Origin of the sequence: Vibrio agarivorans (assembly GCF_030409635.1) — a bacterium.
In the GTDB taxonomy this organism is placed as follows: domain Bacteria; phylum Pseudomonadota; class Gammaproteobacteria; order Enterobacterales; family Vibrionaceae; genus Vibrio; species Vibrio agarivorans.
Window position 1 is genome coordinate 351,596 of the sequence record NZ_JAUFQF010000001.1, and the last position, 11,850, is coordinate 363,445.

Genomic DNA, 11,850 nt, shown 5'->3' on the forward strand with positions numbered 1-11,850 from the left:
CACTGCACGGTAGCTTTTCACGCCCGAACATAACGAGAATCAATATGAACAAATCGACTCTTTCTGCAGTGATCTTAGCAGCGCTGACTTCTGGTTCAGCTCTAGCAGCACACACTTGGGTAAACGAGGCAGGTGATAGCCTTACATTAGATGGTCGTTTTGACCTCCGTTACCAAGACAGAGGTGAAGTTTTTAACGCAGAGAAAGATCAGTGGGAAAGTGACCAAGGTGAGTGGAACAGTGGTAGTTCACGTTTCGGCCTAAAAGGCGTAATGGGACTAGACAATGGCTGGACAGGTTTTGGCCATGCTGAATGGGGCTACAACTCTGGCGCTAACGGCAACAACATTTACGATCGTCTTCTATACGCAGGTGTAGAACACGACAAATACGGTAAAATCGCTGCAGGTACAAAGCAGTGGTCAACTTTTTACGACGTAGCTTGGTACACTGACCTTGGTCGTGTATTTGGTACTCGCGGTTCAGGTGTTTACAACCTAGCTGATTGGGGTATCGCATCAGGTTCTGGTCGTGCTGAAAACTCTATTACTTACCGTAACAGCATTAATGACGACATCAGCTACGGTTTGACTTACCAAACTACACGTGAAGACGTAGCACTTGCTTCAAATGCTGAAGTAACCCTAAAGAACGGTATCAGTGCTTCTGTTACTTATAAAGGTATTGAAGGCGTTACATTAGGCGCTTCTTACCTACAGAACGAAATTTCTGACATTGATGGTCCAGTGACAGGCGTGAAAGATGGCGACCACATGCGTATCATGCTACTGGGTGCGAACTACACTAACGGTGGTTTCTACGCGGGTGCAACATTCCACATCGGCGAAAACTGGGAAGCAGTTTCACAAGGTGGTGAAGACGTTATGATGGACACTCTTGGTGGCGAAATTTACACATACTACCACTTCGAGAACGGCCTACGCCCAACCTTCATCTACAACTATATGGAAGACCGTGACAACGAAACCAACGGTTACGAGCGCAACCTAATCGTACCGGGTGTTGAATACCACTTCCAGAAGAACAAATTCCTTGTTTGGACTGAATACCAGTTCGACCTAGGTAAAGATAAACTAGTAGGTAACAAATTTGAAAACCGTGACGACCAGTTCGCTGCGGGTATTCGTTACTACTTCTAAGTTTATAGCTCCTTATAATATGGGAGAAGTGCTTGGGTAATACCCAAGTGCGTTTTGGGAACGTAACTAAAGCCTTATTCCATATGGGATAAGGCTTTTTTCATTTATGAATACGTAGCTAAATATGCTATTATTACCGGGTGTTAGATGGCTAATAAAAGAAATAATGAGCAATCCAAAATTACCCGTAACTTCTAAAGATGTAGCGAAACTTGCAGGCGTTTCGCAATCCACGGTATCGCGTGTTTTTGTACCGGGAAGCTCGGTAGCAGAAAAAACCAAACAAAAAGTCTATGAGGCCGCCAAGGCTCTTAATTACCGTCCAAATGCATTTGCGCGCAGCCTTACAACCAATGAATCAAAACTCATTGGTTTAGTCTTTCCTGATGCGGATTATCCAATCCACATGAAAACGCTACAGCTGATCAGTTCAGAGCTGCAGAAACAAGGCTACTCGGCAGTGCTGATTCCATGGCAGATGGACGCAGAAGACACTCACACCATTCCAAACATTTTTCAGTACCGTGTAGACGCAGTGATCGCAGCGTCTGCAACGATGAATACTGCCCTTTATGAAGAGTGTGCTGAGTTAAATATCCCAATTGTTCAGTATGCCCGTGTGGTTGAAGGGACAAAGAGTAGTTATGTGGTGAGTGACAACTACTCTGCGGGTCAAAAAGCGGCTGAGATTTTCCATCAAGCGAACGCTAAGTCAGCCGTGTACTTAACCGGTGAAGTGCCAACGTTCACCAATGGTGAGCGCCAAACCGGCTTCTGTATTGAATTTGAGGCTTTAACCGGTCGCAAGGCTAGGGTAGTTGAAGCCAATTATGACTACCAAGAATCGATAGAACCAATTCGTCGATTGCTCGCTGAAGCCGAGCGACCAGATGCATTTTTCTGTGCTACCGACAACCTCGCAATGGCTTTAATGGATGTCGCGCGCCATGAGTTTAATCTATCTGTACCTCAAGACATCAAAATTATTGGCTTCGACGATATCCCACAAGCAAAATGGATCAGCTATGAGTTGAGTACATTCAGCCAAGACTTTGCCCGCCTCGCGCGCGAGTCTGTGAAAATCATCGTCAATCAGATTCAAGAGAACGACATGAGCTTGGTAAAACTGATGGTTCCAGTACGCTACGTTGAGCGCAAGACAGTTTAATTCGTTCAATGATCAAGATTAGCGCCTAGCCGATTTACAATGTAAATCGGCTAGGCGGTTTTTGAGCGTAGTACTCTGTATCCTTCAAATCCAAATCCTATTCCAAAACAACGTAATGCCCAACAACACCGTCTTGTCTAACAATACAGTCATGCTGAGCTCGTCTCAGTATCTAACTAAGTCTACAGCGTGTGGTAAGTAGATCCTGAGTCAAGCTCAGGATGACAAAGGGTTGCCCGTTGGCGCGATACCGATACACTACACCCCTGTATTCTGTATTCTGTATTCTGTATTCTGTATTCTCCTCCAACCTCCAACCTCCAACTTCCAACCTAATCACCCGTAAATCGCTCACATTTCCACCACTCAACCCCAAACATGCCCTAAGTCACTAAAATTTAACTATTTACAAACTAAACTCTAACCAGGTGTCAATACCAAGGATTTAGTGAACACACGCGTTGCGTGTCAGTTAGGAGGCAATATGGCAATACAAAGATTACAAGCCGAGCATTTATACAATACGGCGCAGCTAGAAGAGCTTCCGTGCAAATCAACCAAAGAGCTACCACCGATTGACGAGATCGTCGGCCAGGAGCGCGCTCAGAAAGCCGTTGAGTTTGCGATGAATATTAAGGAAAAAGGGTACAACATCTACGCCATAGGCCACAATGGGCTGGGAAAGCGTACGATGATTCTGCGTTACCTTAATCGCCATCAATATGACAGTAGTACGCTGTTTGATTGGTGTTACGTGGCCAACTTTGAAGACATTCGCACACCTAAAGTACTAAAGCTACCTTGCGGCGTTGGTCAGCGTTTTCGTCAAGATATTGAAACCCTAATGACTAAGCTGTGCAAAGCGATGCCATTGGCGTTTGATAATGAGATGTATATTTCACGAGCCGAACGTTTAAAGAATCAACTTGCTCAAAAGCAACAAACTGAGCTTGAAAAGATCAGTAAAGCGGCAAAAGAGAAGGGAATTAGCCTGACGTTAACCACACAAGGTGATTACCAGTTCATTGCAATGGATGGAGAAGAGCTACATACCGAAGAGACGTTTGATGCACTGTCGATTAAAGAGCAAGAGGAGTTTGGCGCGAGCATAGATGCGCTAGAAGTGACGCTGAGAGACATGGTTCGTCAGCTAACCGATTGGGAAGAGAGCTATAGTGACAAGATCAAGAAGCTTAATGATGATGTCACGCTTGACGTTATTGCTCACTTCATCAAACAACTCAAAGTTGATTACGCTGAATACAGTGAAATAAAGACATTCTTAACCGCACTGCAAAAAGACATTGTTGAGAATGCGGAAATATTCCTAGAAGAAAGCAATGAGCAAGGCGAAATTGCGACCGCTTCTCTTGATAAAAAGCTTCCACGCCGATACAAGATTAACGTACTAGTAAGCCGGGAAGGGTGCGAGTTTCCTATCGTGGTAGAGGAGAACCCAAATTACCATCGCTTGTTTGGCTACACTGAAACCGCAACCTTTAAGGGTACGGTATTTACGGACTTCTCACTGATTCGAGCAGGTAGTTTACACAAAGCGAACGGTGGTGTGCTTCTTATTGATGCACAAAAAGTGTTAGAGCAGCCTTATGTGTGGGATGGTTTAAAACGTGCTCTACGATCTCGTCAACTCAGTCTGACTTCGCTCGAAAAAGAGGTGACTTTGACGGGGGCGGTCTCACTTGATCCAGAGCCGATTCCACTCGATGTAAAAATTATCTTGTTTGGTGATTATCGAACCTATCAACTGTTGCAGCATTACGATCCGGAGTTCATCGAGTTGTTCCGAGTGACAGCCGATTTCGAAGATGAGATGCCAAGAAGTGCTTCAGCAGAGCTCCACTATGCGCGGTTTATTTCAAGCATTGTGCATGACAACAAAATGTTACACTGTGACAGAAAAGCAATAGGTCGTATTGTCGAATATAGCTCACGAATGGCGGGCGACCAGACTAAGTTGTCACTACACTCCGCGAAAATTGCCAATCTACTTCGTGAATCTAATTATGTTGCTCGACAGGCCAATTCCAACATGATTCGTTCAAGCCATGTTGAAGAGGCTCTTAGGAACCAAGAGCTACGTGTTAATCGCTTGCAGCAGAGTGTGATGGAGAGCTTTATCAATGGAACGACCTTGATAAACACCGATGGTGAAGCGGTAGGGCAGGTCAACGCCTTATCGGTACTGTCAACTTCTGATCATATGTTTGGTGCACCGAATCGAATTACCGCAACCACAAGTTATGGTGAGGGTGAGGTGATAGATATCGAACGCAGCGTCGATCTTGGCGGCAGTATCCACTCAAAAGGTGTCATGATATTAACCGCTTATCTATCGTCAGTTTTTGGCAAGACTGCGAAAGTGCCATTGACGACGAACATCACATTTGAGCAGTCTTACGGTGGTGTAGATGGGGATAGTGCGAGTATGGCGGAGTTCTGTGCTGTGGTGTCGGCTTTCTCACGCCAACCTGTGCGGCAAGATATTGCGATTACGGGCTCAATGAACCAATTTGGCGAATCTCAGCCGATTGGCGGTGTCAATGAGAAGATCGAAGGTTTCTTTGATGTGTGTGGTATCAAAGGGCGCACGTCTGAGCAGGGGGTGATTATTCCACGTTCTAACGCTCACAACCTCATGCTAAGACAAGATATCGTTAAAGCTGTTGAAAAAGGCGAGTTTCATATTTGGACAATTGACCATGTGACTGAGGCAATCAAAATCTTCACCGGTAAAGAAGCGGGAGAAGCCTCAGAGATGGGAAGTTATCCTATTGATACTGTTTTTGGTATTGCTCAAGCAAAGCTGAACTCTTTGCGAAAATAGAGGCTTATCTCCATTTGCCCTGCGTTGCACACGTAGGGCTTTCTCGTTTTATAAAGCAAGAGCGCGGGCTAATGGCGTCTCTCTTGTTCAATCTCCCGTTTCCGCATTGGCATAGCATCGATTTGTTTGTACAACTGGTGTAAATCAAATTCGTCTGTGCGAGATTTCACGCCGCCATCTTTGCCGATGAGAATGGTTTGACGGCTGCGGTTGGTAAATGAGCCCGTTACTTGTTTAGAAAGTTTGTCAGGAACTGAGGCGGTAAGATTTGAAGAGACTTTACCATTGGACGCCACAAACCAAATCACATCTCGCTCAGCGATCCCCAGCTTCTCATCCGTGAGTGTTTTGACGATCTGTTCACCTTTTGCAGGCTCTTGAACCAATATGACACGATTCTTCCAGTTAAGCTCATCGAGAGAGTTTATGTCTTCTGCTGCCATCGATACGCCTGGCAGTGCAAGTGTGATAAATAGAGCTGTGTATAACTTTTTCATGGGTAGCGTCCTTGTAGAAGACCAGTACGTTTAGCATAGAAGAAAGTGTTTAAACTTCTAGTAAACCAGGCACTCAGTTGTTCCACGATTATTACTTTATCACTTCGAGTTTGGTTCACTATTTTGCGAATGTTGATACTCAAACTCACGGTCACTTCATGATTGGCTCTATATGACCTATATGTTTGGTTTTATCTCCTTATAATTCCGCCTCCTTCGCTAGGGCAAACACCCGTCAGAGTTTTTGCATTCTGAACTCTGTTCGATTGTGAGTTCTCTAGCGATGACCAACAACGGATACTTAATAAGCTTCATGGAGGAGGCAAACTTTATTTTAGAGAGAGATAAGAATGAAAAAGTTTGCTTTGATAACCCCTATTGCACTCGTTCTAGTAGCTAATGTTCACGCAGAAGAGAGCGCAGTAATTGACCCTGCGGATGTAACCAACGTGTACACGCAAGGTGCGATCATGCTCAATGGTAACTCGGATATTTTATTGCAGGGACAGGTCTCAGGCGGATTGAGCAATGGTCAAGAGTTTGCGTTATTGGCCGAGGCAACGTTGGCTGATGAGAGTAAGAGCAGTAAGCGCAATGACAACAAGTTCGGCACTGATTACAGCAACTCACGTCTACAGTACTTCCATGTATTTACTCCGGAATCCAAAGTAACACCAAAACTGGGTCTGTCAGTCGATTACATTAACACACGTAATGACGTTAAAAATGATCTGCTATCAATCGGTGCGATTGCGGCGATCAACCCTCAGTACACAGGTGGTTTGATGCTGTTTCCACGTTTAGCAGTGATGGGCGGCACCATGGAAGTACCATCTGCATCGACCAAAAAAGATGACTTATTTGGTTACTCAGCTAGCCTGTTTATTGTTAAGCGAATTGGTGATGGTGGTGCGTATTTGAATGTTGCTCCTGAGTGGCAAGACGTTTCTGGCGATGAGATTGATATGCAAAACTTTTCTGTAAAAACCTCTCTTAACGTGCCGCTGAACAGTGAGCGTTCTTGGTGGATCAATACTCGCTACGATGTAACTAAGTCTTACATGGACATTAATAATAAGAACTTAGATGGTAATTGGGAAACCCAAGCTTGGGTTGGTGTTAGATACTACTTCTAATTAGCATACGTCAATCGTGTAAAGGCTCAATAGGTTACTGTTGGGCTTTTTTAGTTTTGAGTGTTCGGTATGCCTATGAAAAACTTGATATCAATAGCAGTGGATACACTAATTATGCTTAGGAGTGGATTGCAGGAGAACCTGCAATTTGGATTTTATGCTCGTGTGGTATTCTAACCCTGTCATTACGTGCTACTTCATAAAACGATAATACGTGTTTCATAGGTCCCCGCGCAAAATATGACATAGCACAACATTTGAATGAATGGTTTCAGTATAATTTATGCACTTAAGTGAGTATAAGGCTCAGTTATGAAAAGCAAAAAAATAACCATAGTTTCAATAGTTGGCTGTATAACGTGCCTGGTGTTAGTGAAGCTAGATATTTTAGCTTTGTTGGCGATGCTAGGTGCGGTGTTTTTCCTCTTCTTTGCTGTCGTTCATGGTGGCCTTAGTGCTGCCGGGCGTGATGATGACCTTTTTGGTGCCTTTCAAGACACCAAGAAGCAAACCAGTCACTCCTTATTTGATTTCTTCAGCTCGAAGAAGTAATCCCCCAAGTTACTGTTATATCAAAGGGGCTCTCCCCAGAGCCCCTTAATCTATCTACTCATATGCTATTGGAATCCTAGCCCTATAATCGGTAAACTTGACATTAATTTTTAGCTAATTTGAACAGTTATGTTTTATCTCTCCGGTGTTACTCTTTTATGGGCCTTCTCGTTCAGTTTGATCGGTGTGTACCTTGCAGGGCAAGTGGACGCTTGGTTTTCTGTACTGATGCGTGTTGCTTTAGCAGGCTTAGTGTTTATTCCATTCCTTAAGTTTAAAGGTGTAGGGCGAAAGCTTATTCTCCAATTGATGACCTTAGGTGGCTTTCAATTGGGATTGATGTACTGTTTTTACTATCAATCATTTTTATTGCTTTCTGTTCCAGAAGTGTTGTTGTTCACTGTCATGACACCGATATATGTGACCTTGCTGTATGATCTCGTGCATAAGCGTTTTTCATCCTGGTATTTGGTCACGGCTTTGATTGCGGTAGCTGGCGCGGTATTGATTAAATACGAAGGGATCAATGAGCAATTTATCCTCGGCTTTATGGTCGTTCAAGCAGCAAACCTTTGCTTTGCAATTGGGCAAGTAGGCTATAAAGTCATCATGGAAAAACAGCCACATACTCTTAAACAACATACTGTTTTTGGGTATTTCTATCTTGGGGCTTTTGTCGTTGCGTCCATCGCTTTTATGGTATTTGGTAACACTGAAAAGCTACCAACAACGTCAACCCAATGGGGCATTCTTATCTACTTGGGCACCATCGCTTCTGGTTTGGGGTATTTCTTGTGGAACCGTGGTGCATGTCAGGTGAATGCGGGCGCGCTGGCGGTTATGAATAATGCGTTAATTCCAGCTGGATTGATCGTTAACATTCTCATTTGGAATCAACAAGAAGATGTGCTGCGTTTATTCTTAGGAGCAGTCGTCATTATGCTTTCATTGTGGATTAACGAGAAATGGGTCAAAACCAAGGTCTCAGAAAAATACAGTTAAACTGAACGTTATCCCCTAAGCTTATTCAGCCCGAGCAGTCTTTGATTGTTCGGGCTTTTTTTGGCCTTTTGTGACCTACGTTTGAACATGGCGTTAAGTTAGACTTTAATTAACTTCACAGCTTGATAGGTTTTAAACAATGTTACGTCATTTTTTAGTCCTAATTTCATGCATAGGAAGTGCAGGTCTGTATGCTGCGGCGACTCAGACAATTTCATGGATAGACTTAGTGCCCCCAGCGAGTGAGGAGGTGTCGTTACCTCCTTTGAATGAATACCAAGTGGGTTTGATTTATAAAATTGTTGCGTATCAAAATGCTGAAAAACGAAGAGATATGTCAGCAAAAGAAACCGCAACCTATGAACAAAATGTTGCGGATTTTACTGCTACTAAAGCGGATTTGGCATCACTTTTAGCACTGCGAGAAAAGGCTATCGAGGTTGAAAAAGCGCGTTATAGTTCAGTTGACCCATCGATGAAGTTCGATGAAGTTACCATTGGTGGCTTTATGGTACCCCTAGAAATGGATGGGTTAACAACGAAAAAATTTCTTCTTGTACCCACTGCCGGTGCTTGTATTCATACACCACCCCCACCGATTAATCAGATTATTGTTGTCGATATCGAGCAAGGCTATGAACTCGTTGACCTATTTCAGCCGATAGCGGTCAGTGGTGATATCAAAGTCTCACAACAAGAGTTGAATGTTGACTATATTGATGGAAATACCGATGTGAGTGCAGGCTATGTGATGAAAGCATCCGACATTCGTCTCTACTAGTTGACTAAGTATGCTGAAAATGGACTTAAAGGCATTTAAATTTTTGTTTGTTGCTAACCAAAACAAAAGGACGTTTTAGCAAGCGCATAATCCCCATGGAGATTCTATGAAAGTGACCCCAAGATTGGCACTGTTACCTCTTGCCATTATGGCCATAACTACACATGTTCATGCCGCTGATTACGATGTCGTGATTAAATCAGGACACGTTATTGACCCTGAAACTGGGCTGAGTGACGTACGTAACCTTGGTATCAACGATGGGACCATCGTTAAGGTAACGACAGAAAATATCTCTGGTAAGAGAACAATCGACGCAGAAGGACAATATGTCACGCCTGGTTTCATCGATTTACATCACCATGGTCAAAACATTTCTGGTTACCGCATGCAGGGTGTGCAGGGTGTCACCACGGCACTAGAGCTTGAGTCTGGTATTCTTCCAATCGCTGATTGGTATGAAGGTCAAGCTAAGAAGAATTTGCCGATTAACTATGGTGCTTCGGCGGCTTGGACATTTGCCCGTGTTGCTGCCTTTACTGGTGAAGCACCTTACGCAGACCTAGAGTATTTCCAAAAACAGCAAGGTCGCTCTGATTGGAAACAAGATATTGCATCACCAGAGCAGATGGATCAGATTTTAGCGATGGTGGAAGAGGGCATCAATGAAGGTGCGATTGGTATCGGTATTAATGCCGGTTACGCGCCTGGATATGGTCAAAAAGAGTATTATGCGTTGGCAAAGTTAGCGGCGAAACATGATGTGGGTACATTCACGCACGTGCGTTATGCGAGCATGATGGAGCCTGGCAGTAGCTTTGAAGCAATCAAAGAGCTCATTGCAAACGCTACGCTAACGGGCGCACGCATGCATATCAACCATATTAACAGTACGTCACTGCGTGATATCGATGCCACACTTGAGTTGGTTAACGAAGCGCTTGAGAAAGACGTGCCGATCTCTGTTGGTGCATACCCTTGGGGTGCCGCAAGTACGGTTGTGGGAGCGGCGATGTTCAGTGGCGATCACTGGAAAGAGCGTATGGGCTACCAAGAGTACAGTATTCAAATGGGGTTAAATCGCCTTGATGATAAGCAGTTGGTAGAAGCACAAAAAGAGCAACCTGGCTCTATTGTGAATTGGCACTTTTTAGATGAGTCAAAGCAAGATGAGTTGGCTGCGTTAGACAAGTCGATCTTACACCCAGCCGTGACGATTGAATCAGATTCTATGCCTTGGATGTTGATCACAGACAAAGGTATTGAAAACTATGAAGGCGATGCTTGGCCTTTACCTGAAAATGCATTCTCACATCCACGTTCGAGCGGCTCTTTCACAAAAATCCTCGAGACTTATGTTCGTGATAGAGGTGTGATGTCAATTGAAGAAGCGATATTCAAGGTGAGTTATGCTCCAGCGACGATCTTGCAAGACTACGTACCACAAATGATGAAAAAAGGTCGTATTCAAGAGGGAGCTGATGCTGACATAGTTATTTTTGATTTGGACAAAGTCGAAACCAGAGCCGATTACCAAAAGCCAGCAGCAACGCCACTTGGCATCAACAATGTCATGGTTAATGGCGAGCTGATTGTTGAAAATGGTGAACTTATCATTGGCTCGGCACCGGGCCAGCCGATTCGTCGAGACGTCAAACAGTAATTGTTCATTCAAACTAATTGCTTTCTCAAATAAGGCTCCCGTCGGGAGCCTTATTATTGGTAACTAGTACTTGGTCAGTTACATCGATTTAATGTTGTTATTCGAGTTGAAATACTGCTTGAAAACGCCAAAAAATAGGCGCAAAATCCGCGCACTTTGCAACTGTTACAAAATATTACTATGGCGATGGACTTCAACCAATTTGATTCCCTACTACCTCCTCAAGCGGCTGAACGTGCTGCGGATATCGGGGTAGGAAAAGCAACTAAAGATCCTATCAAATCATTTTTGCTTGCAATCTCAGCTGGCATTCATATTGGTATCGCGTTTGTTTTCTACACCACAGTTACGACCGGTGCCGGTGATATGGCGTGGGGTATGATGCGCTTTATTGGTGGTCTTGCGTTTAGCCTAGGCTTAATTTTAGTGGTTGTTACTGGCGGCGAACTCTTTACTAGCTCAGTGTTAACCCTTGTGGCTAGAGCGAGTGGTAAAATTCGTTGGACTACGCTGCTGCGTAACTGGTTCACCGTATATCTTGGTAATTTAGTCGGCGCACTCTCTCTGGTAGCGTGTATGTTGGTGACACAGCAATTTATGCTGGATGGTGGTCAAGTGGGTTTAAATACGATGGCAATCGCTCAGCACAAGCTGCATCATAACTTCTTCCAAGCCGTGGCACTTGGCATCATGTGTAACGTATTGGTGTGTGTCGCGGTATGGATGACGTTTAGTGGTCGTACGTTAACAGACAAAATATTGGTGATGATTTTGCCAGTCGCAATGTTCGTTTCAGCCGGTTTTGAGCACTGTATCGCGAACATGTTTCAAGTTCCAATGGCCATTGCGATCAAGACTTTTGCGCCTGAGACATTCTGGCAAATGTCCGGTGCCAATATCGCTGATTTTGCAGATTTAACAGTCGGCAATTTTGTCGTTAATAATCTTATTCCGGTGACTCTTGGTAACATTATCGGCGGCGGTGTGTTTGTTGGAATCTGGTACTGGGTGATTTATCTGCGCGAGTAGCAGCAGAGGCTTCACTG

General features: G+C 44.2%; 10 protein-coding genes. 9 read left to right on the forward strand and 1 reads right to left on the reverse strand.

Annotated features, from left to right (window positions below):
* The first annotated feature begins 44 nt into the window (after positions 1–44).
* From QWZ05_RS01510 to QWZ05_RS01520, 3 genes are all read left to right on the forward strand, one after another.
* Entirely contained in the window at positions 45–1,160 is a 1,116-nt protein-coding gene (locus QWZ05_RS01510; protein WP_290296113.1) for a porin, read from the forward strand.
* Between the two features lie 166 nt (positions 1,161–1,326).
* Positions 1,327–2,328: a LacI family DNA-binding transcriptional regulator gene (locus QWZ05_RS01515; RefSeq protein ID WP_264875633.1), complete on the forward strand. Its 1,002-nt coding sequence runs from the start codon at positions 1,327–1,329 to the stop codon at positions 2,326–2,328.
* 484 nt (positions 2,329–2,812) lie between these two features.
* Positions 2,813–5,173: a Lon protease family protein gene (locus QWZ05_RS01520; protein WP_264875632.1), complete on the forward strand. Its 2,361-nt coding sequence runs from the start codon at positions 2,813–2,815 to the stop codon at positions 5,171–5,173.
* 68 nt (positions 5,174–5,241) lie between these two features.
* On the opposite strand, the gene QWZ05_RS01525 is transcribed toward QWZ05_RS01520, so the two are convergent.
* Positions 5,242–5,670 (reverse strand): DUF4174 domain-containing protein, encoded by a 429-nt coding sequence (locus tag QWZ05_RS01525; RefSeq protein WP_264875631.1) that lies wholly within the window; start codon positions 5,668–5,670, stop codon positions 5,242–5,244.
* Between the two features lie 350 nt (positions 5,671–6,020).
* Here QWZ05_RS01525 and QWZ05_RS01530 point away from each other — a divergent pair, with 350 nt between their 5' ends.
* From QWZ05_RS01530 to focA, 6 genes are all read left to right on the forward strand, one after another.
* Complete coding sequence (locus QWZ05_RS01530; RefSeq protein WP_264875630.1) at positions 6,021–6,806, forward strand: hypothetical protein; 786 nt, start codon at positions 6,021–6,023, stop codon at positions 6,804–6,806.
* A gap of 312 nt (positions 6,807–7,118) precedes the next feature.
* Positions 7,119–7,358: a hypothetical protein gene (locus QWZ05_RS01535; RefSeq protein WP_264875629.1), complete on the forward strand. Its 240-nt coding sequence runs from the start codon at positions 7,119–7,121 to the stop codon at positions 7,356–7,358.
* 129 nt (positions 7,359–7,487) lie between these two features.
* Entirely contained in the window at positions 7,488–8,360 is an 873-nt protein-coding gene (locus QWZ05_RS01540; protein WP_290296119.1) for a carboxylate/amino acid/amine transporter, read from the forward strand.
* Positions 8,361–8,499: 139 nt separating this feature from the next.
* The gene (locus QWZ05_RS01545) at positions 8,500–9,141 is read left to right on the forward strand and encodes a DUF3299 domain-containing protein (RefSeq protein WP_290296120.1); all 642 of its coding nucleotides are present in this window, start codon (positions 8,500–8,502) and stop codon (positions 9,139–9,141) included.
* 106 nt (positions 9,142–9,247) lie between these two features.
* A complete protein-coding gene (locus tag QWZ05_RS01550; protein ID WP_290296122.1) occupies positions 9,248–10,804 on the forward strand; it encodes an amidohydrolase family protein in 1,557 nt (518 codons plus the stop codon).
* 186 nt (positions 10,805–10,990) lie between these two features.
* A complete protein-coding gene (gene focA / locus QWZ05_RS01555; RefSeq protein WP_264876222.1) occupies positions 10,991–11,833 on the forward strand; it encodes a formate transporter FocA in 843 nt (280 codons plus the stop codon).
* The last annotated feature ends 17 nt before the right edge of the window (positions 11,834–11,850 follow it).

Coding starts and splice junctions, on each gene's coding strand:
- QWZ05_RS01510 (WP_290296113.1), top strand. CDS start 45: ATGAACAAATCGACTCTTTCTGCAGTGATCTTAGCAGCGCTGACTTCT.
- QWZ05_RS01515 (WP_264875633.1), top strand. CDS start 1,327: ATGAGCAATCCAAAATTACCCGTAACTTCTAAAGATGTAGCGAAACTT.
- QWZ05_RS01520 (WP_264875632.1), top strand. CDS start 2,813: ATGGCAATACAAAGATTACAAGCCGAGCATTTATACAATACGGCGCAG.
- QWZ05_RS01525 (WP_264875631.1), bottom strand. CDS start 5,670: ATGAAAAAGTTATACACAGCTCTATTTATCACACTTGCACTGCCAGGC.
- QWZ05_RS01530 (WP_264875630.1), top strand. CDS start 6,021: ATGAAAAAGTTTGCTTTGATAACCCCTATTGCACTCGTTCTAGTAGCT.
- QWZ05_RS01535 (WP_264875629.1), top strand. CDS start 7,119: ATGAAAAGCAAAAAAATAACCATAGTTTCAATAGTTGGCTGTATAACG.
- QWZ05_RS01540 (WP_290296119.1), top strand. CDS start 7,488: ATGTTTTATCTCTCCGGTGTTACTCTTTTATGGGCCTTCTCGTTCAGT.
- QWZ05_RS01545 (WP_290296120.1), top strand. CDS start 8,500: ATGTTACGTCATTTTTTAGTCCTAATTTCATGCATAGGAAGTGCAGGT.
- QWZ05_RS01550 (WP_290296122.1), top strand. CDS start 9,248: ATGAAAGTGACCCCAAGATTGGCACTGTTACCTCTTGCCATTATGGCC.
- focA (WP_264876222.1), top strand. CDS start 10,991: ATGGACTTCAACCAATTTGATTCCCTACTACCTCCTCAAGCGGCTGAA.